Annotated in this window: 20 protein-coding genes and 1 pseudogene; 9 read left to right on the top strand and 12 right to left on the bottom strand. The window is 60.2% G+C overall.

The genetic code is table 11. From position 1 onward, the window contains the following. Positions 1-21: 21 nt before the first annotated feature. Both JZZ72_RS10120 and betI read left to right on the top strand, forming a co-directional pair. Positions 22-1,464 carry a purine-cytosine permease family protein gene (locus JZZ72_RS10120; RefSeq protein WP_043861246.1) on the top strand — a complete coding sequence of 481 codons (1,443 nt, stop codon included), beginning with the start codon at positions 22-24 and terminating at the stop codon, positions 1,462-1,464. Positions 1,465-1,630: 166 nt separating this feature from the next. After that, complete coding sequence (gene betI / locus JZZ72_RS10115) at positions 1,631-2,278, top strand: transcriptional regulator BetI (RefSeq protein WP_058540201.1); 648 nt, start codon at positions 1,631-1,633, stop codon at positions 2,276-2,278. Between the two features lie 4 nt (positions 2,279-2,282). Here the strand turns inward: betI and JZZ72_RS10110 are convergent, their stop codons facing one another. The 3 genes from JZZ72_RS10110 to JZZ72_RS10100 form a co-directional block, all read right to left on the bottom strand. After that, complete coding sequence (locus tag JZZ72_RS10110) at positions 2,283-2,453, bottom strand: hypothetical protein (protein ID WP_167400189.1); 171 nt, start codon at positions 2,451-2,453, stop codon at positions 2,283-2,285. A 140-nt stretch (positions 2,454-2,593) separates the two neighbouring features. After that, on the bottom strand, positions 2,594-3,280 hold the full coding sequence (locus JZZ72_RS10105; protein ID WP_058540200.1) for a hypothetical protein: 687 nt from the start codon (positions 3,278-3,280) through the stop codon (positions 2,594-2,596). 67 nt (positions 3,281-3,347) lie between these two features. Further along, entirely contained in the window at positions 3,348-4,070 is a 723-nt protein-coding gene (locus tag JZZ72_RS10100; protein WP_210014417.1) for a hypothetical protein, read from the bottom strand. 88 nt (positions 4,071-4,158) lie between these two features. Between JZZ72_RS10100 and JZZ72_RS10095 the strand changes: the two genes are divergently transcribed. Further along, a complete protein-coding gene (locus JZZ72_RS10095) occupies positions 4,159-4,791 on the top strand; it encodes a dTMP kinase (protein ID WP_058540198.1) in 633 nt (210 codons plus the stop codon). A gap of 25 nt (positions 4,792-4,816) precedes the next feature. On the opposite strand, the gene JZZ72_RS10090 is transcribed toward JZZ72_RS10095, so the two are convergent. Beyond that, positions 4,817-5,032, bottom strand: coding sequence for a TIGR02450 family Trp-rich protein (locus JZZ72_RS10090; RefSeq protein ID WP_054914496.1), 216 nt, complete (start codon positions 5,030-5,032; stop codon positions 4,817-4,819). Between the two features lie 133 nt (positions 5,033-5,165). Continuing rightward, positions 5,166-6,476: an MFS transporter gene (locus JZZ72_RS10085; RefSeq protein ID WP_058540197.1), complete on the bottom strand. Its 1,311-nt coding sequence runs from the start codon at positions 6,474-6,476 to the stop codon at positions 5,166-5,168. Between the two features lie 261 nt (positions 6,477-6,737). Here JZZ72_RS10085 and JZZ72_RS10080 point away from each other — a divergent pair. The 3 genes and pseudogenes from JZZ72_RS10080 (at position 6,738) to JZZ72_RS10070 (ending at position 9,462) form a co-directional block, all read left to right on the top strand. Then, positions 6,738-7,701: pseudogene (locus JZZ72_RS10080) on the top strand (GNAT family N-acetyltransferase). A 97-nt stretch (positions 7,702-7,798) separates the two neighbouring features. Then, a complete protein-coding gene (locus JZZ72_RS10075; RefSeq protein ID WP_058540196.1) occupies positions 7,799-8,023 on the top strand; it encodes a hypothetical protein in 225 nt (74 codons plus the stop codon). Beyond that, on the top strand, positions 8,020-9,462 hold the full coding sequence (locus JZZ72_RS10070) for a tetratricopeptide repeat protein (RefSeq protein ID WP_058540195.1): 1,443 nt from the start codon (positions 8,020-8,022) through the stop codon (positions 9,460-9,462). Before JZZ72_RS10075 ends, JZZ72_RS10070 begins: the two co-directional genes overlap by 4 nt. 43 nt (positions 9,463-9,505) lie before the next feature. Here the strand turns inward: JZZ72_RS10070 and JZZ72_RS10065 are convergent, their stop codons facing one another. The 3 genes from JZZ72_RS10065 to JZZ72_RS10055 form a co-directional block, all read right to left on the bottom strand. Further along, entirely contained in the window at positions 9,506-10,231 is a 726-nt protein-coding gene (locus JZZ72_RS10065) for a hypothetical protein (RefSeq protein WP_054914499.1), read from the bottom strand. An 83-nt stretch (positions 10,232-10,314) separates the two neighbouring features. Beyond that, positions 10,315-13,842, bottom strand: coding sequence for a hypothetical protein (locus tag JZZ72_RS10060; protein ID WP_210014415.1), 3,528 nt, complete (start codon positions 13,840-13,842; stop codon positions 10,315-10,317). Positions 13,843-13,920: 78 nt separating this feature from the next. Then, entirely contained in the window at positions 13,921-14,238 is a 318-nt protein-coding gene (locus JZZ72_RS10055) for a hypothetical protein (RefSeq protein WP_054914501.1), read from the bottom strand. A 650-nt stretch (positions 14,239-14,888) separates the two neighbouring features. Between JZZ72_RS10055 and JZZ72_RS10050 the strand changes: the two genes are divergently transcribed. Beyond that, a complete protein-coding gene (locus JZZ72_RS10050) occupies positions 14,889-18,836 on the top strand; it encodes a YobI family P-loop NTPase (RefSeq protein ID WP_210014414.1) in 3,948 nt (1,315 codons plus the stop codon). Between the two features lie 471 nt (positions 18,837-19,307). Here JZZ72_RS10050 and JZZ72_RS27800 read toward each other — a convergent pair whose 3' ends face one another. Then, entirely contained in the window at positions 19,308-19,766 is a 459-nt protein-coding gene (locus tag JZZ72_RS27800; RefSeq protein ID WP_231390589.1) for a hypothetical protein, read from the bottom strand. 564 nt (positions 19,767-20,330) lie between these two features. Here JZZ72_RS27800 and JZZ72_RS10040 point away from each other — a divergent pair. Further along, positions 20,331-20,762, top strand: coding sequence for an N-acetyltransferase (locus JZZ72_RS10040; RefSeq protein ID WP_210014428.1), 432 nt, complete (start codon positions 20,331-20,333; stop codon positions 20,760-20,762). A gap of 53 nt (positions 20,763-20,815) precedes the next feature. Continuing rightward, positions 20,816-21,316, top strand: a complete 501-nt coding sequence (locus tag JZZ72_RS10035) for a DUF4019 domain-containing protein (RefSeq protein WP_058540192.1) — start codon at positions 20,816-20,818, stop codon at positions 21,314-21,316. A 174-nt stretch (positions 21,317-21,490) separates the two neighbouring features. On the opposite strand, the gene JZZ72_RS10030 is transcribed toward JZZ72_RS10035, so the two are convergent. The 3 genes from JZZ72_RS10030 to ydiJ all read right to left on the bottom strand — a co-directional run bounded on the left by JZZ72_RS10030 (position 21,491) and on the right by ydiJ (position 25,769). Then, complete coding sequence (locus tag JZZ72_RS10030; RefSeq protein WP_043862796.1) at positions 21,491-21,895, bottom strand: DUF2251 domain-containing protein; 405 nt, start codon at positions 21,893-21,895, stop codon at positions 21,491-21,493. A 78-nt stretch (positions 21,896-21,973) separates the two neighbouring features. Continuing rightward, positions 21,974-22,693: a TraX family protein gene (locus JZZ72_RS10025; protein WP_043862795.1), complete on the bottom strand. Its 720-nt coding sequence runs from the start codon at positions 22,691-22,693 to the stop codon at positions 21,974-21,976. A 37-nt stretch (positions 22,694-22,730) separates the two neighbouring features. Then, positions 22,731-25,769, bottom strand: coding sequence for a D-2-hydroxyglutarate dehydrogenase YdiJ (gene ydiJ / locus JZZ72_RS10020; protein WP_210014413.1), 3,039 nt, complete (start codon positions 25,767-25,769; stop codon positions 22,731-22,733). Positions 25,770-25,852 lie beyond the last annotated feature (83 nt).

Below are 25,852 nucleotides of genomic sequence, written 5' to 3'. Positions count from 1 at the left end.
ATAAAAAAAGGTGCAACTGCCATGTCTGCCTCCCACTCGGCGTCCAAGGGACGCCTGAACCTTGAAACACGCTCCATCGATTACGTCCCGCTCGCAGAGCGCCACGGCAAGGCGTGGCACCTGTGGCCCATCTGGTTCTGCGGGGAAGCGCACCTGACCACCCTGGCGGTGGGCATCATCGGGGTCGGCATGGGCGCCAACCTGTTCTGGTCGGCGGTGGCGATCTTCCTGGGCTGCGCCTTCGGCACGCTGTTCATGGCCGGCCATTCCACCCAGGGCCCGCAGATGGGCCTGCCGCAACTGATCCAGTCGCGCCCGCAGTTCGGCTACCTGGGCGCGTTGCTGGTGTATGTGGTGGCCATCGCCACCTACGTGGGCTACAACGCCTTCAACCAGTTGCTGGTGGGCCAGACGCTGCACGAACTGTTCGACGTTCCCGAAAACGGCTCGGCCATCGCCTTCTCGCTGCTGGCGATCGTCATGGCGATTGCCGGCTACAACACCTTCCACAAGGTGCAGCGGCTGCTGGCGTTCGTGCTGATCGCGGTGATGCTGGTGTTCACCGTGGGGCTGTTCTTCTTCGTCAAGCTGCCAGCCGATCAGCTGAGCGTCTCGGACTTCAAGGCAACGCCGTTCCTGGCGCAGTTCTTCGTGGCCGCCGCGTATCAGCTGAGCTGGGCGATCTACGTGTCGGACTACTCGCGCTACCTGCCGGCCAATGTCAGCGTGCGCTCGTCGTTCTGGTGGACCTACATGGGCGCGATGATCGGCGGGGTGTGGATGATGCTGATCGGCGCCCTGGCCGCGGCACTGAGCCCGGGGCAGAACCTGGCCAAGGGCCTGGTGATGCTGGGCAACACACTGTTCGGCGGCTTCGGCGAATGCCTGCTGATCCTGGCGGTGCTGAGCCTGGTGACCAGCGCGGCGCAGAACTTCTACGGCGCCTCGATCACCTTGCTGAGTATCGCCGACACGGTGAAGACCCAGACCTCCACCTTGTTCAAGCGCATCGTTTCGATGTTGCTGGTGGGCGGGACCGCGATCGCCATCGCGATGACCGCCTCGGACAACTTCGTGAAGGACTTCGGCGACTTCCTGGCCATCCTGCTGTACCTGTTCACCCCGTGGACGGCGATCAACCTGGTGGACTTCTACAAGGTACGCCACGGCAAGTTTTCGATTACCGAGATCTTCAAGCCCAACGGGATCTACGGGCGCTGGAACTGGCGCGGCATCGGCGCCTACGTGGCAGGCTTCGTGGCCATGCTGCCGTTCTCCAGCACCGGGCTGTATACCGGCTACGTGACCACGCTGCTCGATGGCGCCGACATCAGCATGCTGGTGGGTCTGGTGGTGTCGGCGCTGGTCTACGGGTGGCTGTGCCGCACCCAGGACATCGCGGCGGAGCTGTCGCGCATCGATGAACTGGACAAGGACCTGGAGCGCGGCCTGAGCGCCAACTGAGCCTGTCGACGATTGCCCCGGCGTGCGCAACGCACGCCGGGGCAATCGCCATTTCCTGTCACTTGCCCGGGCAAAAGTTGCTAAATTGTCGCCTCGCTTGGCGACTGAGATGTAGCCGCTGTCCGGAGACCGGGGCCATGCCCCGCAGTGCACAGGTTGTTGACGTATGAGCAGTGAGCCCGAAGTAACCCAACCCAGGAAGCGTCGAACCCGCATCGACCCCGAGACGCGCCGCAAGGCCATCATCGAGGCGACGATGCAGTGCATCACCCGCTATGGCCACAGTGGCAGTACCCTGGAGCGCATCTGCGCGCAGGCCGGGGTGTCCATCGGGCTGATCGGCCATCACTTTTCCAGCAAGGAAGAGCTGATGCTGTCGACCTACCAGGAACTCACCGACCAGCTGCGCGAAGAAACCCGCAAGTACCTGGCGGTGCAGGGCGGCACCCCCGAGGACCGTCTGCTGGCGATCATCCGCTCCTCGTTTCGCGGGCAGATCTTCAACGAGTTCATCCTCACCACCTGGCTGGGGTTCTGGGGGGCGGCGGTATCGTCGGAGCAACTGCGCGCCTTGAACAAGAAGCTCTATGCCGACTATCGCAAGGAACTGGAGTCGGTGTTCAAGGCCATCGGCAAGGCACAGGGCACGCAGATAGACGCCAAAAGCGCGGCGTTGACCATCACCGCGCTGATCGACGGCTTCTGGCTGGAATGGGCGCTCGACCACAAGGCCTTCAGTTCGAAGAAGGCCGAGAAGTGCTGCATTGTCACGGCGCAGATGTTCGTCAAGGGCGCCGAACCGCTGCAGCTTTGAACGGCTAGGCGAGAAACTCCGGCTCGGCGGGGGGCGCCTGCGGGGTGTCCTCGCGGATGCTGATGTACAGCGCCGCGCCGCACACGCCCACCAGCCCCACGCTGGCGAGCACGATCTCGCCCAGCAGCATTCCCACGATCAGCAACAGCAGGCTAAGCCGGCAGAACAGGGTCATGGCTGTCTCCTTGGCAGTTGGATTGTTGTGCGGCCTACCTTATACGTTCGCCGTGGCTGCATGCAGCACCGGCGCGTTGCCATGGCATTGCTTCCCTGTGCTTTGGCCGAATTACCACCTGCGCCCAGGCCGGCCGAGGGCTACTTCGGGGTTGAGGGGCAAGACGTGGCCGGGGCGCTAGCCGTGACTGGGCAGTGGCTCAGAAACGCCTGCAGACCTTGCTGATAGTCCTGCGCCGGCATCAGCTCGCTGTGCCTGGCAATCAGGCAGGCCATGCCCTTGGCGCGCATGTCTGCGCTCGCCACGTGGTAGAAATCCGGCGTTTCCAGCAGGTGTACGACTTGCTCCCAGGCCAGGACCGTCTTGCCGCCCCGGGCCTTGTCCAGCGTGAAGCCCTGATCATCGAAGCTCAGCTTGTACGTGTCCTGGGCCGATTTCAGGGGTGCCCGAAGCCTGGCCTCGATCAGGCGCTGGTTGAGCCCGCGTACCGGTGCCCGGGGCTTGGCGTGGTTGGCGGCGATCCGCGCTTGCAGGTGGCCGACCCAGCGCCCGGAAAAGCGCCACCACAGCGGGATGAACACCAGTGCGAACAGCAGCAGGGCGATGGCTTTCTCCGGGGTGATGCGTCGCTCCGGGAGATACACCGCCAGCAGGGCGCCGATCAGGCACAGGGCGAACATCAGCGGGCCGATCAGGCGGCTCTGCCACCTGGCGAAGGTGACCAGGGCGCGGGCCTGTTGCGCGTCCTGCTTGAGCAGTTCCTGCTTCAGCGCTTCGGCGATCAAGGACTGGAGGTGGTCGGGGGTGATGCGGTAGTGCAGTTCCATGAGGGGGAATCCGAGGTCCGTCGGGGAGGGCGGCAGTCTACCGGCTTGCGCGCTGCAGGGGCGCGGCTCAGGCGGGAAACTGCGCCATGTGCCGCTCCACCCACGCGTACAGCTGCTCGTCGAGCTGCGTGCGCTGCTGGTTGAAGCGGGTTTGGCAGGCGTCGAAGAGCAGGTCCTGCTGGACCCGTACGGCCAGCTCGACGTGGCGTTCATCGGCATGGGCCTGGCGCAGGTGCTGCTGGCGCTGATCGGCCTGCTCCAGTGTGTTCGCCAGGGCATCGAGCTGCAGGTGCCTGAGTTGGGCGATGGCCTGGGGCAGGTGAAAGTGCAGGGCACTGTCAAAGCCTTCCCATTGCTCGAAGGCCAGCCATTCGTGGATCACCATGAAGCAGCGCAGCGCCGGGGGCAGTTGATCCAGGCGCTCGAAATCCAGCCCGTACTGGCGGGGCAGCTGTTCGGCGGTTTCGATGGCCTGGGCGATCAGGTCCAGGGCGCGTGGTTTGTCCTGGTGATGGTGGCGCAGAATGCGCTGGGTCAGGGTGAAACGCGCTTCGTCCAGGGCGGTCAAGGCGCGGCTCAGGTCGTAGCCCGCACTGTGCAGGTACTGGCGGGCCTGGTGGTGTGGAAGACCGGATTTTTCCATCAGCACCTGCAGCAGTTCGGCCTTGTACAGCTCGGCGGCCTGCTGCGGGTTGCCGGCGCAGCGTTGCAGCAGGGCCCGGGCGTGACGCAGGCCGATGGGCAGGGCGCTGCGCAGTTGCGCAAGGGCCTGGGTGAGTGTCGGGTCCATTGACGGAGGTGCCTCGGTGTCTGCTGGGGAGCGGGTGTGCAAGAATGCCGGCTCATGACTGATGGACACAACCAGAGGCGCAACAACAATGAACCGTCCGCTTTTCGTTTCGCTGGATGGCCCCAAGGGAACCGGCAAGACCACGCTGCTGGAAGCTGTGACCCAGGCACTGCGGGCTGACGGCAGAAAGGTGGTCCGGCTGTCCGAGAAAAACAGCGACCCCGGCCGGGGCGAGACGATGGCGCTCGTCAACGCACTGGTCAGAAACCCCAGCCGGTCGCTGGAGTGGGCGGTTTGCGAACGCCTTGCCGAGAGCCGGGCCTGGATTTCCCGCCAGGTGCTGACCAGGCAGCCGCCCAACAGCATCATCCTGATCGACCGCTGGTATCCATCGGATGCGGCGTTTCGCCGGATAGTGCCGTTTGCCGAGATTCTGCGGTTGAACCTCGAGCGCGAGGTGAGTGTGCCGGACCTGCACGTAGGGGTGGTTACCAGCCCGCAGATTTCGTGGGCGAGGGCGGCGGCCAGAACGCGAGGGCTGGGCAGTACCGTGATGTTCAGCCTGGAGGAGCAGGTTGCTGCCACGCAGGCATTCGAGCAGGCGGTTGCGGATAACGGGTGGGTGCTGTGCCGTAATGAAGGCACGGTTGAGGAGGCGGTGGGGCAACTGGTTTGCGAGATCCATGCTGCCAGTCAAAGGATTCACAAGGCGATCGGTTGATCGTCCCATACCCAGAATGTGCCGTTCAGCACCATCCGATTTTCCAGCGCTGGCTATCCCTGAGTTCCTGCCAGTCGAGCAGTTGTTTTCGCCCGCTGTGCACGGCCTGCAGTTCGATCTGCAGGGGTGTGCCGTGCTCATCGCAAATCAACTCGGTGACCAGGAAGTGCTTTTCACGGTTGACCGGCTGGCAGGCGGTCCACTTTGACAGCCCAAGCTTTCGTGGATTGAAACGGTTCATGCGTCCTCCGGCAGTTTCGAGCAGATTGCGAGTTGCCCAAGAGGCTGTCGACTGCTGAAGCAGTGCCTCTCGACCCAAGGTGAACGCTCGATCAACGCGTTCGGGGTCTCGGGACGCTCCACTGTAGCCTCTTTCAACCAGGCTCGCAGTGTGGCGCGGGCTTGGGGGCGGCCTGGCCGTTGACCGCATCGGGCATCGGCGGGTGATCCTGCACGGCCTGCATCAGGTCTTCTGTCAGGCGCAACTCGGCACCGGTAGGCGAAAAGGTTGCCGAGGCCGTGAACGGCGCAGGATTGACCGGTACCGGGCGCTTGCCGCGACGCCAGACGAAAAACGTCACCATGCTCAGGTTGACCACCGCGAAGGCCCAGAACAGCCCGTTTTCGCCCAGCGATGTCATGACCGGCGAGATCATCAGCGGGCTCATGGCAGAGCCCAGCGAGTTGATCAGCAGCAGGCCCTGAATCATGGGTACCAGCGCCTCGGGCGACGCGCGGTCTGCTGCATGGCTGACCGCTACCGGGTAGAGCGCGAACACGCCGCCGCCCAGCAGGAACAGCAGTGCGGCCAGCAGCGTCGCGGACAGCGGCAGCAGTACCACTGCCAGCGAAAGCACGCTGCATACCGCCGCAAGCACGGTCAGTACTTCCAGGCGGTCCCTGCGGTCAGACCAGCGCCCTACGGGATACTGCAGCAGCATTGCCCCGAGAATCGTCCAGGCCATCAGGCTGCCGACTTCGCCGATATCGTGGCCGATACGCTGCAGGTACAGCGGAAGCAACGAATACACGGCGGCAATGGCCACCCCTGAGCCAAAGCACCCCACCAAACCGGTAGGCGTCACCCCCAGCAGCTGTCGTGGTTTGAGCGGCTCGACCTGGTCGAGCAGCGGCGACACCCGCGGCAGGATCACGATCGGCAGCACCGACAAGGACGCGAGCATGCCGGCGACCATGAATGGCGCCGTGTCGCCCCAACCGGTGATCTCGCCCAGGGTTGCCTGGCCCAGCACGCCAGCGCCGTACAGGGCGATCATGTAGAGCGCTAGCAGGCGCCCGCGGATCTTTGCGTCACCGGCCAGCAGCAGCCAGCTTTCAATGACCAGAAACACGCCGACGGTGGCCCAGCCGTTGATCAGGCGCAGCACGAACCAGCCCCAGGTGTCATAGAACATGCCCTGCAGCAGGATGGTGACGCCAATCAGCGAGGCGAAGCTGCTGTAGGCACGGATATGGCCGATCCGCAGGATCAGCCGGTCGTTGAACAGGGCGCCTAGCGTAAGGCCGATGAAGTAGGCCGAGGCGACGATACCGATCATCGTGGCCGATTCCCCGGCTTCGCCCAGGCGCAATGTGGTCAAGGACGACAAGGCACCATTGCCCAGGGCGATGATGAACAGGCCCAGCAGGGGCGCCAGCGCCATGGCCAGCAAACGCGGAGACATAAAAACCTCGAGTGACCTGCTGCACGGCGCCTTCGGGCAGTACGCGCGATGTATCGAACGGCAGGAAAGGGCCAGCCAGGGCAGGGCGATGCCACCTGCAGACTGTAGAAAAGGAGGCGAGATTTTAAGCATTGCGCGGCATTTGCCAAGTCACTTTGCTGCGACGTTCGGACGCAGGCGGTGTGGGGGGGAGGAAAGTGCGCAACCTGTTCGCCATTCTGGCGTTATGTCTTAAGATGGCCGGTTGCCGAAAGAACCGTCATGGCAATCGCCATGAAGGGCTTTCATCCTTTGCATATCAAGTGTGGTGAAGATGAACAGGCCTTTCATTTCGCTGTGCCCTGAAATTACCCGGGCACATGCGCTGACGTTGATGGACTGGTTGGAAGACGAACGTGTTACCTGCTATCTGAGTGATTCGCGTGATGTTTCTCGCTCCATCGAACAAGCCATCGATCGGACTCAATTGCCGATCCTGACCCATCTATTCAATCGGGGCGGCCGATTCTTCATGGCCTATGACCGACATGACGCCCCCGTCGGCTTTGTCCGCCTCGTCAAGACTGGCTCCAACTGCGAGATCGTCCTGGTCATCGGAGACAGCGACAAGTGGGGCCGAAACCTTGGCGCCCGTACGATTCGCGAAGGCATGAAACTGGCCTTCCTCGACATGCGGGCCAAGAAGCTCATCGCCAAGATCCACCCGGACAACACGCGCTCGCTGAAAGCCTTTGTACGCAGCGGCTTTGTGCTGGAGAGCGAAACGCCGACATTGAAGTCATTTGCCATGACGATGGGGCGCTACCTCAGGCTCTTGCGCGAAGGTGCCGTGGGCGACTCCACCGGGATCTACATCACAGAAATCGACAAGGCCAGGCTCGAGGGCCTGATCGCGCTAGAGGAAGGCCCGACCGTGGTTGAACTCGAGCATGAGCTCGAGCGGGCCATCGTCGTGAAGCCGCAGCAGGTGGCGCGCAATGTCGTCACGATGAACTCCAGGGCCTTGTTGCAGCTGGACGACGAGGAGATCGAAGTGGCGTTGGTCTACCCCGAAGACGCGGACAGCAGCACCGGCAAGCATTCGGTGTGTTCCGACATCGGCGCCGCCATCCTCGGCTATCAGGAGGGGGACGCCATCGACTGGCGAATCGCTGATCGAACCCGCCGGATCGAGATCCGGAAGGTGCTCTATCAGCCCGAGGCTGCGGGGCATTTCCACCTGTAGCTGCACTTTCAGTGGATGGTGGCGATACAGTGGCTATGCTTGGCGTTTCGCAACCCGACTCCACGAGCCACCTGATGCTCGACTCCAAGGACGGACCATGCACGCTGAAAGGGATGGCACAAACATAACCGGTGTGATTCGAGCCTACGGCGCAAGGTCTCTTGAGACCGAGCCAGCCTGGGCTGCGTTGAATGACACTGGCGGTGCGAGCGCCGCGATTGGCGATGACGGGAATGAGGCTGCTGAAAGTACCGACAAGGACGCTTTCGGCCGCGCCATGAAGATGAAGGCTGCCCTTGACCCGTTCAGAGGCTTTGCGTGAGTGCGCAAGTCTGGATGGCGAAATATGGTGCCCTGCGCACCACGCCAGAGGCTGCAGGCAATGGCTGCGCGCAGCAGACCGTATCGGTGCTGCTGGAGGAAGGCTGTACCCTGTGCGATCAGGGCGAGTTCGATGCCGCACAGGCATGCTTTCGTGCCGTTGTGCAGCAGTGTCCTGACTGGGCTGTTGGCCATAACAACCTGGGTTGGGCCTTGCAGCAATCGGGGCGCAATGAGGACGCAATTTCGAGCTACAAGGCTGCGATCAGCCTGCAGCCTGCCTTCGACCTGGCCAGGGCCAACCTGGCCTTTTTGCTGGCCACGCTGTATGGCCACATGGGCCAGCACGATTCGGCCCGTGGCATGTGGGAGGTCCTCGGCGAACTGTACCCGCGCGATCCAGAGATCCTGGAGCAACTCGTCAGCACTTCATTGCGTACTCACGACCTTGACGCTGCGGGCCTGTGGGCTGCGCACTATGCCTCTGTAGTTCGTGGTGACGAGCGCAGCCTGTCTCAACCCGGTGCCTGCGAAGGGCGTGGCGCTGTACCGAGGGCTTCGCGGGCCAAGCTGGCCCACGACCTGGAGCAGTTACGCTATTTGCGAGACCACCAGCTGATTGGTCCGCGTCTTGAGGCGGAGATTGCTAGCTATGAGGCAGCTCTCCAACCATTCGAACAGCCCAACAGTTTGGCAACACCCCCGGCCAACGTCGCTGCGCTGCCCCCGAGCTACGGGCGTAATGTGCACCAGTTGCAGGCTCCGCGACTGCAAGAGGGGGCCTTGAAGATGAGCCAGGCGCTGCTGCGAGCTGAACGCGATTACCTGGAGAGCCCCCTGGGCCTGGTCGTGATCGACGACTTCCTGTCTGCTGATGCACTGGCGCTTGTGCAGGCGTTCTGTTTGCAGTCCACCATCTGGCATACCGACCGATATGCTCATGGTCGGCTCGGCGCGTTCTTCAGGGAGGGTTTCAATTGCCCGCTTCTGCTGCAGGTTGCCGATGAGATTCGGCGTTGCTTCCCCCAGCTTATCGGCAAGCATCACCCATTGCTTCAGATGTGGGGGTTCAAGTACCAGCATGACCAGCCTGCGACACACCCCCATGCAGACTTTGCCGCTGTGAACGTGAACTTCTGGATCACGCCGGACGAGGCAAACCTTGACCGCGACTCGGGAGGGCTTGTGGTCTACGACGTCGAGGCACCCTCTGACTGGGATTTCGAAACCTACAATCGCCAAGGTGATCGAATTGCTGCCTTTCTGAAGGAGGCTGGAGCCCGGCGCACAGTCATCCCTTACAGGTGCAATCGCGCTGTGATTTTCAACTCAGATCTGTTCCATGCCACCGCGCCACTGGCTTTCCGGCCGGGCTACCTCAATCAACGGGTCAATGTGACGCTGCTCTTCGGGGAGCGTGGCAGCGCGCCGGGGCAATGAGGCTGCCAGCCCGGTGAGGTAGCCACCGGGCTGGCAGCATCGGCTATTCGCCTTGCGTGCGGATGTCTACCTGCATGCTACCGACGTTGTCCGTCAGGCCCGCACCATAAATCCCGTTGAGGTCATCGTTGATGCACAGTTGCAGGGCCCCCGACTGTCCTGCCGGCACCTTGACCTGAGGCCCAACCAGAAACGGTGCGTTGTCGCCAATGCGGCCGATCAGGGCCCCCTCGAACTGGCCTGGCAGGGTATAGCCTTGCTTGGCGCGATAGTTCGTGTTGCCGGCCGGGCCTGTTTTCCCTGTTGCCGGGTTGGAAGTCCAGGAGCCTTGCGCTGCAATCAGGGTGACCTGGCGGCCAGTCACTGTCAGGCCGCTTTGCTGCCAGGCTTGATTGGCCTGAATGGTCACGGTAACCGGATACAGGATGTTCACTGCATCACTGACGCTGGAGGCGTCGAAACCCGCTTTGCCAAGGGCTTCATTCATCTCGGTGGCCGGTGTGGCTGGCAGCACTTTCGGGTTGAGAATGGTTTTCCCGACGTCAAGCGCAGTCAGGTCCGGATAGGTGGTGTGCAGGATGATTGCGAGTTGGGTCGCGGTCAGGGGCGAGAAAACCTCGATCACGGCTTCGGCCACTGCGGTGTTGTCGGTGGTAGCCCCTCGGGCACGTGACTGGAGCTGGGCCAGTGCCTCTTTGACCGCCTCAAGGGGGCTCAGCCCTTGTTGCTTAAGAGACTGCAGGATGCTGATCAGGGTTTCGGTGCTCATGCTGTTTACCTCTCGTAGTCGCTGTTTGTAATGGGGTGAATGACGCAGTTGAACGGTGGACCTTCTTGCTCGGCATGGCGGCGTCACTGATAAGCGAGCACCAGCGCAGTTGATAGCTCCACAGGCGAGATGGCGGGGTACGCCACCTTGAGGCCTGTCGCGGTGTCCGTTGCGGGGTAACCTGCCTTTGCCATGGCGCGCGCCATCTCTGATACGCCAAGCTGTGGGAATGCCTTCAACAGATTGACTGCGCACAGCTCTCCAGGCACGCCCTGGTCACGCTGGGAGGCGGCAAACTGCAACGGATCGGGATACGCCAGGGCAAGTACGGTCGCCAGCTCAAGAGGTGGGGTATCAGGCCACACAGCAAGCAGGCCATTGCTGGTCTCAATGGCCGGGTAGCCGCCTTGCGCCATGGCGATGGCCAAAGTGTCCGGTGTCAGGTTCGGGAATGCCGCTATCAACTGTGTACCGCACGCGCTCCCCTCGATAGTGAGGGCATGCAGCGCGGTGGCCATTTCTAATGCGGTTGCATAGGGCGTAATCGTCACCTCGACGACGGCCGACGGCACGCCCGCTACGTAGTTCACCTGGTCGGCGCCAGGCAGCGCCCAGACCTGCACCTGGTAAACGGAAGGCGAATGCGAAGGGCAGGGTAGAGCGAAGTCTGCATGCTCGACGCCGCTTTCCTCCCGGGCGTGCAGCTCAATAACCAGAGGGGCAGCCCCTTTCTTCTGCGCCAATGCCTGGTAGCGCAATGCACCAGCAACCGAACGCCAGCGCAACGCAACATTGCTGCCGATACTGCTGGCCTGGAAGTCCTGGGGCTGGCCTGGACGTACAAGCGTCAGCGGCTCGCTGTCTGGACTCGCTACGGATGCATGCCCACCCTTGGCCGTTACGCTGAAGCGATAATCTCCCGCTGGGGAAGCCTCTTCGAAAATGAATGCGTATGTCGCAGGTGGGAGCGACTGATCTGCGCCGGGCTCGATCTGGACCCTATCGGTCGCACTCCCCGGCAGGCGGGTAGAGAGCTCGTACGAGGAGGCCCCGGCAATCGGTGCCCAACTCAGCTGCACTCCATATGCTGGCGCCGGGACCGTGGTGTCTGCTTGAGCGCTGGGTTGGGCCGGCGCTGTCAGCCGGTTGAAGGGAGCCGCCGCCCAGCGGGTGGCCGATTGTTCATGAACACCCTGGACCTGGGCCGTGTAAGGGCCTGAAGGCCACTCTGGGCCAAACTCGAACTGGGTCTGCCGGGCCGCACCCGCCAGGTCCGGGTTGTTCAGCAGGATGGTCGCGGCACTGTCGAGCAATTGCGCGTGATAGCGCGCATTGCCCTGGCCACCCCCCCAGGTCAGAGTGACCACACGGTTGGTGATGGTGACTCGCGGATCAACAGGCGGGCTCTGTGTCGCGGTTCCTGTTCCTGTTCCTGTTCCTGTTCCTGTGCCGCCAGTGCCAGTGCCAGTCCCTGTGCCTGTGCCAGAAAAGAAATCTGCAACCGCGACTACGGCCCCGGCGACCAGGGCCCCAGCAGCGCCGGCCCCCGCCTCTGCGGCCGTGGCTGCGGCAAGGGTCTCTGCAGCTGTCGCAACAACAGCATCTGCTGCTACACCGTCGATCAAGGCCTGGCAGGCAAGAGTAGCGGCATAGGAGGCCGCGGCTTTTCCCGCGGTGAGGCCAATGACGGCAGCAATGGCCTCTCGGTTTTTCACCAGGGCTTTGACAAATGACTCAGCTGCTGCAGCCAGAGCACGTTCGATGTAGTTGCCCAACTCGGAAAAGCTGATCGAGTTGGGTAGGGGGATCGACACCAACCCTGGAAATGGAATCGCTACCGCGGTGAGGGAGGTCTGCGCGACGCAGAGCGTATAGGACCCATCGAGGACCAGCGTTACCCCCTCATCGTTTTCCTGGGTACCAAACGAGACACTCACGCGGAATTTCGACTGTAGAAGCTTCTCGAAGGCGAACCCGACGAGTTTGCCGCACCCGGCGCTGCCCTGGTCGGAGAGTTTCTGCAGTGTCTTGATGAAATCGATGGCGTTGGTCAGATACTCGAAACTTGGCCAGTTCGTCACCTGGAAGCCACCGTCCTTGCTGTACCGAAGCCCCAGGGATGTGCCAGCGGGCAGGAACGGTGGGTAGTTCGATAGCGCCGTGAGCGTACCGTCGACCTGGGTGTTTCCCTTCGCGTTTCTGGTGGCTTTCACGCGGACGTCGACGCCAAATTGTTCCTGCATGAACCATAGGCTGCCAACGAAACCCATAGAGGATTTCTTCTCGACGGTAGACAGCTCGAACGCAGGCCCGCCGATGGGCTGTGAGGCGCGTGATGCCGCGATGGTCACGATGAAGAGGTCGATGGGCTTGCCCAGGCTGATATCGGCAGTGACGCCATCCTCGGCAATCTGGATCGTGCCGACCACTTCCAGGGTCTTGACGAGTGTCAGGTCGAACAGCGCCCTTATGTTGAACCCATTCTGGTAGTCGATGCTGGCGCTAAGTTGACGATCGGGCAGGTCCCCCTCGGCAGGGCATGAGAATGTCTCCAGTCTTGCGAGTTGGCTTCCAGCGGCCGAGCGGTAATACAGCTCGCTGCCTGCCTTGAAGGTGATGTCGATGAGCGAGGTCGGCCACGGGGCCCCCGGGATGCATTGGTTGAACACATCACCGATCGACAGTGCCTTGTCGACTTTTATGCTGGCCACCTGGGGTTTGCCGTTGTGCAGGTAGATGTACCCGGTCAGCTGGGCTGAGCCGACTCTGACCGTACCCTGGACCTGGAATGTTCGTTGATCTTCGTTGTCGCCATAGCGAGCGAATATCCCGAACACCAGGCGCTGGAAGGTAATGCCACGCATCTGGTCGCCGAAGAGCCTGGTAACGCTTTGATCGGGTTCGGCACTTTTCAAGCAGGCTGAGAAGGTTCTGTTGACCTCGTCCGAGTTCAGTACCCCTTCGAACAGATACTGCTTCTCATCAAAAAGGGACACACGCAGCTTGCCTTTGACATTGAGCTGTCTGGCTTCCTTGAAGCGATATCGAACCTCGACCTCTTCAAAGCCGAACAGCTTGAACAAGCGGATGTTCGGCAAGCTGGCCAAGTAGATCGCGTCACTCACCGCCTTGCCGGCGACAGTCCCTCTAGCCAGCACCGCGGAGAGTGAGAGCTTGTCACCGTCGCCAGAGGGCGAGGCGTACCCTATTTCGATCAGGCTGCCGAACAGCTTGATATCGTCGAGGCTTACCGTCAGCCAAAACCCCGCTGTATTGGTCATCGGCTCGGTGGCACTGGAGACACTGAGTGGAACCGGCGATTGCGGAAAAATCTTGTGCAAAGAGGTGTTCGGGGGGACCGCCCCGTTGCCGAAATGACTGAATGTGAAGAACCCGGCATCCATCACCCTCAGATATTCGGCCGGAAGCTTGATATCGAAGGCTTTGTTGAGTTCAGCGAGAACATTCCACCCCTGTGCATCCTCTGCTCCCAGGTCTGCATAGATCAGGCTGTACTGGCGTGACAGGTCCAGCTGGCACTTGCTTCGGGCGGCGATCTTGCGACCAAAAATCTCCGACCAGGCAAAGTGCGCCGTAACGCGGATATCCATGGGCGAGGGGCCCTCCCGCAGGCAGGTACATCAATGCGGTGGGGCATAGTGACATGCCCCACCGTGGAGGAGTCAGGCCTAGACTTCGAATTTCCCGTCTTTGTATTTGCCTTCGGAGACTTCAACGTTGAGCGCCTGGACGACCTTGGCGTCACCACCAATGGCGTCGGAGATCAGGTCCATGGGGGGTGCAACTGCAACGTATACCTGGTCGGTAGCGCCGACAGCGACTTCGAGAAGTGTCTGCAGTACCGCGTCTGCGGCTTCGCCTTTGGAGGTGACAGTGAAGATGAACGGCTTATCGGCAGTCGGTGCGGAGTTGGGGATGTTGAGCGAAGCTTTGTAGGTCTTGTTGTCGATCAAAAACTCAGCATTTACTTTGGCACTGATACCCATTCTGAGAGCTCCTTGCTGCATGGACTGGGGGGGGGAGGTGGCCACCTTCCTGGTGACGCGACGGTGGCGCTTGGAAAAGTAGTAGGCACTCGACGATATAGCAAATGGCCACGATCTTTTTTTGCCTCGCTGCAGGTGCGTTGCGGGCGCGGCATTGCTTCGCTTGTGGACTTCCGGGGGCGGCCACGAAGCAAAGAATGTGTCTATAAAGTCCGGGGCGATTCAGACATCAGTCGTAAGCCTCCAAGATGAACTCACATATTTTGCAGGCGAGGGTATGCGCGGCCCCGCGCATGGTGATGGTAATTTTTGTTGGCGGCTAGCGGCTGACCGATACTCCGTATGCACATAAAGTCCAAGCTCCCAAGATTCTCGATCCGGCAGCACCGGCTAGGCCGGCCCAAATAGCGTTCTTCTCAGCCTGATTAATCCTCTCCCGGCCTGTTCATGCAGCGGATCGTGCAGAGGTAAGCTAGCGCCTAGCTCTTGCCTGGTGAACAAAGGGTTCGCAGGCGAAGATGGCCGTGAGCTATCATCCCAATCCTCATATCAGGCTCACCGGAAGTTCACCTTCCCGCTAGACCCAAGATCGATCATTCAGTCTTCGGCAGATGAATGCCTGGTAGCCACCAGCCTGCTTGGAGACACGGATGTTCATTCGCTTGCGCGCCATCTATCACCGGGCAGTACATGCCTATCTCGTCTGGAACAACGAGACTCGCCGCAAGCTGGCCGCCCTACAACGATACCCTTGCGCGGTCGTCGCTGCTTACAAGGCCGCTTATGCGTTCTTGGCCACGCCTACTCATGAAAATCTGTTCCAGCCGCTAACCCCTGTGCTCATTGAGCCTGAGAAGATACAGCGGTATGAGCGTGAGTTATTAAACGGTCTGAGGAACGATCAAGTCAGGAACATCGCTATTACGGGGGAGTACGGGGCAGGGAAGAGCAGCGTGCTTCGCACCTTCGTCCACCGCCACCCGGAGTTTGTCTACGCGTTTGTTTCGTTGGCTACCTTCGGCAAGGATAACGAAATCTCCGGGGCGTCTGATCTTGTTAGCGATACCGACGTGGCCTCGGATTCTTCGCGGCCCTCCGAACCCTCCACCAAAGCAGGGCAGGAATCTAAATCCGAGGCAAACAAGGCTGAATCCGATCTCGTTGCTAGGATCGAGGAGACGATCGTCCAGCAGCTCCTGTACGCCGTCCCAGCAAAGACGCTTCCCAAGACCCGCCTTAAGAGAATCGATCAGGCTTCCGGCCTGAAGATCTGGTGGAAAACGCTCTGCTATGGCGCCCTCATTTTGGCAGCGCTGAGACTTTACGTTCCTGTGGCGGAAAAGCTGCCAAGGATCGAGCCGAATTGGCTCATGGAATGGCTGCTGTTGATCCCGAGCCCTCTAGCCGTCGGGATCGCCGCGTTAGGATGCATACACCTGCTACACACGTGTCTGAGGCTGGGTTCGCTGTTTAGTATCGATGGGTTGACGCTCAAAGGCGGCAAACTGGAGACCACTCACCATGGTTCCGTCCTGCACAAAAATATCGATGAGATCATTTACTGCTTTGAGCGAAGCAGCATTGACGTGGTGATCATTGAGGATCTCGACCGATTCGGCATTCATGACGTGTTCACCCGATTGCGGGAAATCAATTTCATCATCAAGCAATCACCTCAGGTGAAACGACCTGTCTATTTCGTCTACGCGCTGCGCGATGAGATGTTCGTCGTCGGCGAGAAAACCAAATTTTTTGACCTCATCGTCCCTGTGATCCCCGTCATCAACTCGGAAAACTCCCAGGAAAAGATGATGGAGCTTCTGAACCTTCGAACCTTCAAATCGAAACCCTTGGGCGAACACCTCGACCGTCGACTGGTGGAGACGGTCTGCTACTACATCGATGACCTCCGGCTGGTGAAAAATATCGTCAATGAATTCGATATGTTTTCAAATATCCTTGCCAGCGGCCTACGCCTGGAGCCAGACAAGCTGTTTGCGATTGTCGCCATCCGAAATCTCCATCCCGGCGCGTATGCCGACCTGGTCAAACGGAGGGGGGCGATCTATGGCGTTATCAAGGGCCTCGATACCTGGAAAATCCAGCAGAACAGCGCCAATGCCAAGCGACTTGATGACTTGCGGCTTGAGCGGGATGAGCGAGTCGCCGAGCTGGCCAACAATGTCACTGAGCTGAGGGCCTACGTTTGGTTCACGCTTCTTCGATTGACCGATTCCAGCCTCGCGACTCATGTGCGAGGCGGTGGTACCCGGTACACGCCGCAGGAATTCGTAACCGACGAAGTATTCGACTTACTGAAGACTAATGCCACGACCCTCACAACGGATGCCGTGGAGCAATATGGGCGGGCGACTAGTTACGCCTCTCGGAACATCTCAATGACTGAGCTGCTCACCGCCACATCCTATGAGCGGCGCCATGCTTTGCTTGGGCGGCGACTTAGCACCATCGCGGACGAAATCGCAGCGGTGCAGAGACAATCGGATCAGGTCATCAGGATGTCGTTCACGACCGCCGTCAAGAAAGGGTATGGAGAGGTCGTAAGGAGCAATCTTCCAGGCTTGGATGTCGTGAGCTATCTAATGCAGCATGGCTTTCTCGATGCCGACTACACCGACTACCTAGGTTATTTCTATCAGGGATCGCTGACGCCTGGTGACAAAGATCTGATCCTTTCATTGAGACGTGGCGTGCTGCCTAAAGTATCCACGCCTGTCGACAGCCCGAGTACCGTGCTGGAGAAGCTCAAGAGCGACGAGCTCGACGAGGGTAGGGGGATCATCGTCGATTTGATCGCCTGTCTCAGCGCCCGACCAACCTCGCTCGCGGCTGGCTCAGCAGACACACAGCTAGGCCATATACTGAGGAGCGGTCTGAACGAGCACACCGAACGAATGGCCATCGCAGTGCGCGAGCTTTTGAGTCGAACAGACGCGGCTGGATTTATTCGCGCCGTGTACCGCCTCGAACCCAAACTGTTTAATAGCCTTTTCAACGCTAGGGAAACGGGGGACGCTGGTGGCGTTTTTGAAGGAAGCGAGGCCCGTCAGTCCTTCGTCAAAGCAATCGTCGACAACCTGCCGGAATCCGACTTCAAGACCCTGGCCGGTGATTCCTCGACGGATCTGGTGCCTACAATCGATGGGCTGGAAGATGCTTCACGGCTGATGCCAGGACTAGAGAGCAATGTGGGAGCATGGGCGTGGCTCAGGGCGTACCCAGTCCAGTTTGCCTCACTGGGCCATACGATGAGTCTCGCAGACCTCGAAAGGCTGATCGACTGGGGCTGCATCAAGATCAACCTGCCTATGCTATCGCTGATATGCGCGAAGTCAGAAGCTGGGCAGGATTCTAAAGACGCCAAATCCGAACCTGCAGATGTGGGCATCGTGTCCTTGCGTAGGCTGCAGGCTTTGGGCATCAATGGGCTCGGTAATTATCTGCTCTCTCACGCCGATGAGCTCGGTAGCGCATTGCTAGATCAGTCCGCTGTCCTGGATGAATCAAGCGACTCCTTGACCAGCTTACTAGCAGAAGTGGACGCAGATCACGATCTGACAAATAGACTCTTCGATCACACGACCTGTGACCTACACACACTCACTGACGCCCCGAGATATCTTTGGGCAAAGGCACTTGAGAGTGATCGCCTGGTGGCCAAAGCTGACGCAGTGTGGATTTTTTTTGAGAAAGTCGTTGGGCCAGACGGCAACGTCTCGGACGAAGAAATCGGATCGGAACCCACAGCCGTATTCACCGGCTTCATCGCTCGGAATGCTTCGCCTCTCAAAGGCACGCTGTGGCAGTCAACGAGCGCAGACTGGTCGCTGCAACAGTATCTTCTGGGCTCCACCGGTATCAGTAATGACGTGCTCCAGGTATTGCTCGATGGCGTCGTGCTTCAAGACCTAGCAATGATAAAAACAACGCTACCTGAGGGTCGCTGGGGCATGCTGGTAGCCTCATCATTTTTGCCATACAGCTCGGAAGTCAGGGAGATCGTACTGAATACTTGCCCACACTTCGAAGGCAAGTACCTGGTTGAACGCTGGGATCTAGCAAAAGCAGAGATTGATATGAGCTCGCTCCAGCTTGACACGATGCTCACGCTCAGCAGAAGCAAAGCGCTGTCACTCACACAGAAAATTCAGATGTGGTCAGGGCTTAGCCTGGAGACGATTGAAAGCAAACCGGAAGCGGTTCCAGAGCTCGGCCGTGTATCGATGCTGGCCAATCAAGCTGGCGAAAGGTTTGCTGATTCGCTGATGCCTGTGCTGCGACATCTGGTTCGCAACGCGAGCCTCACCCCGGAGCAGCGCTCTGAAATGCTGACACAATGTCTTCTCGGGATGAAGTGGCCGGACATTGCTGCAGCTCTAGGGTTGCTCGACGATGAGGACTTCAAAACCGTGAGCGCGAAGGTCAAGAAGATCAAGGTGAGAAACACCGAGTCAAATCGGAGGTTGGTCAACGCGATGAAGTATGAAGGGTACTTGGCAACGGTGACCACTGAGGACGACGTCATCATCGCAACCACCAGGCCCTCGTCAATGGCATCTGAGAACGGATGGCTCTAGCCTGAGCGCCGAAGGTAGCAGCTTAGCGACCACCGTAGAGCGCCAGATAGGGCTTGATGCTGACCGCATGGCGGTAACCTGACCCTCGCACATGGCTTCTCTAGCTGCTCGTAAGAGCAGCATGGGCGAGGGGAGTGCAGACGTGAAGCATGGGGCTGTTCTTGTGCCAGCAGGCGGGCGATGCTGGAGCTGTAGCGTGGATACAAACCAATTTTGGGGAAAGTTGGAATCGATGGGAGAGGGTGGAGCGGATCAATATTCAGGTAACGCAGGTAACGACCAAAGACTTCATCGAAATGAGGTGACAGCGGCAGCCAGCCATCCTTGGCTGAGCGAAGCTCAACCGAGCGTCCGTCCGACCTACGATTGAACTGATCGAGATGGCTGGGCGACCTGGCGTTTCCCATGACGCTCCAGAGCCGGCGGCCCGAGTACCTACCCATGATCAGGTACATCTCAATTATTCGGAATTCATGCACGCCCAAGAAATTTGGGAGTGACTTCGGGTTGCTTGAAAGCAAGATCAGCAAGGGGCTGTGCGGCAACGTTTTCACGTGAGGCTGAAGTATCCTTGAGGTAAAAATCCAGAAACTGCGTCGCGCAGCGAATCTCTCGCTTCCAGACATTTTTCTCGATTTCGCCGTCATCACCAATTGATCTGGAATCAAGGAACGGGCGCCAGATTGGGTTTATAGACCAGCCCTCAAATGCGACGCCGGGTTCCTGCACGAAGCGAGCCTGTTTGCCGTACACAGTCCAAGCTTTTGGCGGGTTGAGCACAAACTCTGCGTAGTTCTCAAAATCGTTGCGGCGCCAGTCAACGAGTGACAGGTCATGAGCAAAGCTCCAATTGAGCATTTTCTCCAGACCCATAATGCAGCTGTGGTACTGGCGGTGAGGATTTTCTGTGCCCAATTGTGAGCAATCCAATTCACATACCTGTCGACGTACCAGATGTTGATGAAGGGATGGGCTGCCGGGTCTATCTGGGCTAGCCGATCAGCCACAGCTAGATTCGTAGGAAAAGATTGAAGCTGATTTGGCCTCCAGTAAACGTAGGGAGGGAAAATCCGGCCGAGTCATGACAGAACCAGGGGGCTAGAATGAGTAATGGCTCCTTTAACCTGTAGCAGAAAGCTGCAGCATCGCCATGGTGGGTGTCATGGTCGAGTGGGTTGAGGATCGGATGGGATCAATCGGAGGTTAGTGAAGGGCCATGCGCAGATAGGATTATGAATGGAGCCCAAGCTTTTGAATTTCTGGGAAACGGGGGTTTGTGGGGATTTGACCGGAGGTATGTGGGATTGGACAACGTGAACTTACCAACGCTACACATGATTTAACATAATATACATTATGCGTACTATCGTATCATCCGCTCAAGACTACGCCAGGCCAGATTTCAACCCTGAGCCCCCCGTGCTTTCCCACCACGAATCGCTTTGCGGCATACTCACAAGCTTTGTACCGCTTGCACGCACTTCAAGGGACGACATGGTAAGAACATTTGAACCGCAAGACATGGAACGCGTCCTCGACATCTGGTTGCGCGCTTCGATCAAGGCCCATGACTTTATCGACGCGTCGTATTGGCAATCCAATGTCGTGGCAATGCGCGAACTCTACATCCCTGCATCACAGACAATTGTCATCGAAGACAAATCGGCGGTTCAGGGATTTTGCTCGTTGCTGGACAACCAACTGGCGGCACTGTTCGTGGACCCTGACCAGCAAGGCCGTGGGCTGGGTCGTCAATTGCTCGAACACGTCAAATCGTTGCGCACCGAATTGAGCCTGGGGGTTTACAAGGAGAATTCACGCAGCATCGCTTTTTACCAGTCCCAGGGTTTTACAGTGGTCAAAGAGCAGATCGATCCGCAGACAGGCCATGCCGAGTACCTGATGAGCTACAAGAGCCACCTTTAAACGTCTGGACGCCACATTCGTCCGTTGGACCCCTCAACCTTCGAGGTTTTTGCATGAAGCAATGTTTCGCCGTTCTAAGCAGCCTGTTACTGATTGCCGGTTGCGATGTTTCATTCAACACAAACGCCAGCGGTACACAGGCGTCCGCAGTCGTAGTATCCGATCCAGGCTCTGCGCAACAGCAACGCCTGGTGGTCGATACCGCTGTGCAGTTCCTGATGTTGCTCGATGCCGGAAGAACCGACATGACCTGGGCCACAGCGGGCTCCGCGCTCAAGGCAACCACGACCGAGTCGAACTGGGTAAAAGGCATCGGGACGTTGCGCATGGGCCTGGGCGAGCTGAAGCAACGTGATCGAGCACAGATCACCTTCACCAAACAGCTGCCTGATGCGCCGCCTGGGCATTACGCTGCAGTTCAGACCCAATCGGCCTTTTCGAACCTCACCGTCACCGAGGCTGTGCTGCTGGCTGAAGAAAACGAACAGTGGCGCGTTGTCGGCTACAACCTCAGTAAAACCGTCGAAGTTGCTGCAAAAATGCGGCTCTTCTAGTTGCGTTGGTGAGGTTGGATTCGCAGCGGATCAAGGATGCCCCTGCTCCCCGCTAAACTAGCCTTTTCTTATAACTCAACTAAAGGACTATTTAGTTGAGTTATATTGAAATGTGGAAAGCAGCTGGTCACGCCTACCTGTACCCTGCCCCCTCCTGGTCAATTTGCTGCCTCATCAGGCAAACAATTTCAGCGCATCGTCATTCCACTCATGGCCCTGCTCCGACCAGCCGTTACCCACAGGTGGTGGAAATGCCGTATGGCAATAGCCCTGCTTGCCCGTGAAATCAAACACCGCATGAGGGCGATCGTTGATCAGCAATACCGCCTTGCTATGGTCCATGGACCAGCCGACCTTCACTGTCGAAGGCTTTTGCCGATCAGTTACCTCGTCCACGTTGTAGATGTGCAACGCATCCTGAATCGGGTTATCGGTAGCGGTGGTGTCAAGTGCATAGAAGTAGCCGGTCTCCTCGTCGTCCTCGAACACCACAACAAAGGCCCCCTCCTGTGCGGGCGCCTCGATTACAGTGGCTTGGCCTACGATGAGTTCCTGCTCTGCTGCGAGGTAGATGGGCATGCGAACGGTCCTTGTCACCGAATAAAAAGAAGGCGCGAATGATGCCTAGCCTTGCGTAGTGCTCGCAAGGCCCGGCGCTCACATAAGTTTGCGTATGACCTGCAGCGCGCCAAGATGCACCGGGTAGAACCAGTACGCCCAATGGCGTACCGGCCAGATGCCGGTGGTGAGAGGCATGCGTAACAGCCACAGGCCGAACAGCGGTGCAAGGAACGCGGTGCCGAGTACGGCCAGTGAGTAGGCGTCCACTTCCATCGCCCTCGCCCACAAACTGCTGCGGGTATTGACTGCCACGCTGAGCAAGGCCGGCACCAGCCATATCGGCCCCGGCCGCTTGATGGCCAACAGCAGGGCCGCCGGCAGCAGGCAGCCGAGAAATCCGTACATCAGCCTCTCGTCCAGCCAGGCGGCCGCGACAGCGGCGCCCACGGCCAAGGCAGCACTGAGCGTGTTGCGATGCTGAAAGCCCCAGGCAATCAGCAGCCCTAGGGTCAGGGTGAACATCACATTGAGGGTGCCCAGCGCACTGATGGGGCGGTACACCCCTTCGGATATCACGCTGAACACCAGCATCCAGCCCAGGTAGCGCGTGTTGCTTTGGCTGAGCAACTGGCCAGGGCGCGAACGCGCGACGTTGGCGGCGATCGCCAGGCAGAACAGCGGGAACGCCAGCCGTCCGGGTATGAACAGGGCGTGGGCGTCGGGCCACAACAGGCGCAGATGATCCAACAGCATGGTCAGCATGGCCAGCCACTTGATCAGGTCCAGCGGGATATCGCGCCGTGTCGCTACAGTCATGGCTCCTCGTTTGGGTCAATGGAAGGCCAGGCCATCATCACACTTGCCGGGCTACCCGCGCCAGCAACACCTCAAGCGGGTGCTGCAACCCCTGCCCCTCCTGGCGCTTGACCTGGCTGCGGCACGAATAACCATCGGCCAGCAGCCGGCCACCCTGCCCATGCCGGGCCACGATCGGTTGCCAGGACTGCTGGTAGATGATCGCGGAGGTGGCCACGTTGCGGGTCTCGTGACCATAGGTACCGGACATCCCGCAGCAACCGCTCGCAAGCACCTGAAGCTTGAGCCCCATGCGTTCGAACACCTTCTGCCACAGCGCGATCGCCGCCGGCTCGTTGGTCTTTTCGGTGCAGTGCGGCAGGAACTGGTAGACCTCTTCGTCGACCACCGCTGCCGATTCTGGCAGCACCGACGCCAGCCACTCCTGCGGCAAGGCCACGGTCGGGGCACCGTCGTTGCCCAGGGTCTTGCGGTATTCCTGGCGATACACCAGGGTCATCGCCGGGTCCAGGCCCACCAGGGGTACGCCCGAGGCCTGCAACAGCAGCAGCGACTTGGCGTTGAACTGCGCAGCCTTGGCGAACGCCCCCAGAAAGCCCTGCACCTGCAACGGCTTGCCATTGGGTGCAAACGGTGCCAGGTACACCTGATAGCCGAGGCGGCTGATCAGCTCCAGCCACTGGGCTGCCAGAGGCGTTTCGAAGAAACGGGTGAACGCGTCCTGCACCAGGATCACGCTGCGCTTGCGCTGTTCGTCGGACAACGCGGCCAGGGCGCCCACACTTGCCTGCTTGACGTTCCAGCGCTTGCACTCGGCTTCGAAGTCATGGGTGCTCAGCAGCGGGCTGTCGACCATGCCGGCCATGTGCTGCAGCGCGTAGCGCACCGGTGTGGCGGCCATGATCGCGTTGTACAGTCGCGGCAAGCGCGCCAGGTGCGGGATGCTGAACTCCAGCGAGCCGATCAGGTAGTCCTTCATCGGGCGCAGGTAACGACTGTGGTACAGCTCCAGAAAGCGCGAGCGAAACTCCGGTACGTTGACCTTGATCGGGCATTGCCCTGCGCACGACTTGCACGCCAGGCAACCGGACATCGCCTCGTACACCTCATGGGAGAAGTCCTTGCGCCCTGCCAGGCGTGCCAGGGAGTTCCAGGTGCGCTGCGCTACACCGGTTACCCTGCCCGCTCCCGCCAGGTTCAGCACGTCCACCCCCGCCTCGCCCTGGCGGCGCAGCCATTCGCGAATCAGCGAGGCACGGCCCTTGGGCGAGTGGATGCGGTTGCGCGTGGCCTTCCACGACGGGCACATGGCGTCGTTGGGGTCGAAGTTGTAGCACGCGCCGTTGCCGTTGCAGTGCACGGCGCTTTCATAGTGTTGCCACACGCGCTCGTCGATGGTGCGGTCCAGGTCGCCGCGCAAGGTAACCGCGTCCACCTCGGTCAGGCGCGCCGCCGGCACGCTCGACGGGGTGGCGATCTTGCCGGGGTTGAGCTGGTTGAACGGGTCGAACGCGGCCTTGAGGTCCTGCAGCGCCGGGTACAGCTCACCGAAGAAGTCCGGCACGTACTGCGAGCGCAGGCCCTTGCCGTGCTCGCCCCACAGCAGGCCCCCGTACTTGTACGTAAGCGCCGCGACCGCGTCGGAAATCGGCCGGATCAGCTGGGCCTGGGCCGGGTCCTTCATGTCCAGGATCGGCCGCACGTGCAGCACGCCGGCATCCACATGGCCGAACATGCCGTACTGCAGGCCGTGGCTGTCGAGCAAGGCGCGAAACTCGAAGATGTAGTCGGCAAGATTCTCCGGCGGCACAGCGGTGTCTTCCACAAAGGGCTGCGGGCGTGCCTCGCCCTGCACGTTGCCCAGCAGACCGACCGAGCGCTTGCGCATGGTGTACACCTGGTTCACCGCCTGGGCACCCACCGCCAGGGTATGGCCCAGGCGCACCACCGAGGTGTCGCGCTGCAGGTGCTGGATGAAGGCGTCGACGGTCTGTTCAAGGGCATCCAGGTCGTCGCCGCTGAACTCGATCAGGTTGATGCCCAGGGTCTGGGTGTCGGGGTGCGGCGGGAAGTACTGGGCCACGCCGTGCCACACGATGTCCTTCATCGCCAGCATCAATACCTTGGAGTCCACCGTCTCGATCGACAGCGGGCTGTGCGCCATCAGCGCCTTGGCGTCGCGCAGTGCATCCATGAACGCGGCGTACTGCACGTTGACCAGGATCGAGTGTTTGGGAATCGGCAGCACATTGAGCCTGGCTTCGACGATGAAGCCCAGCGAGCCTTCCGAACCGCACAGCACGCTGTTGAGGTTGAAGGTGTCGGGGGTTTCGCGCAGGTGCGCCAGGTCGTAGCCGGTCAGGCAGCGGTTGAGCTTGGGAAAGATCGCCTCGATCAGCGCCGCCTTGCCGTCGGCAATGGCCTGGGCGCAGCGATAGACTTCGCCGACCTTGTCGGTACGGGCGGTACAGGCCTGCAACTGCGGGTTGTCGATCGGTGCGGTGTCCAGGCGAGCGCCGCCCAGCAGCACGGTGCTCAGTTCGAGCACGTGGTCGCGGGTCTTGCCATAGGTGCAACTGCCCTGCCCGCTGGCATCGGTGTTGATCATGCCGCCCACGGTGGCACGGTTGGAGGTGGACAGTTCCGGTGCGAAGAACAGGCCGTGGGGCTTGAGCGCGGCGTTCAGCTGGTCCTTGACCACCCCGCTCTGCACCCGCACCCAGCGCTGCTCGACGTTGATCTCGAGGATGTTGTTCATGTGCCGCGACAGGTCGACGATGATCCCGTCGGTCAACGACTGGCCATTGGTACCGGTACCGCCGCCACGCGGCGTGAGCACCACCGAGCGATGCTGCGGCTGGGCGACCAGGCGTGCCAGCAACTCGACATCCTGCGCGTCACGGGGGAACACGGCCGCCTGGGGCAGGCGCTGGTAGATGGAGTTGTCGGTGGCCAGCACGGTACGCAGGCCCATGTCGCGCGCGACCTCGCCCCTGAAGCCCTCGCTCTGCAGTGCATCGAGAAAACGCTGGTAATGGCTGGCGGGGACACGGTCGGGGGCAAGCAGAGCAATCATGACAAGGGATCCTGAGGCGATATATGACGCAGCGTCACATTCAAAACACGTATGCTTGGCAGCCAGGCAAGGTCTGCCGCATG

The organism is Pseudomonas palmensis (assembly GCF_017848315.1).
GTDB lineage: Bacteria > Pseudomonadota > Gammaproteobacteria > Pseudomonadales > Pseudomonadaceae > Aquipseudomonas > Aquipseudomonas palmensis.
Note: the sequence above shows the minus strand (reverse complement) of the source record. Positions and strands in the feature narration are given on the sequence as shown.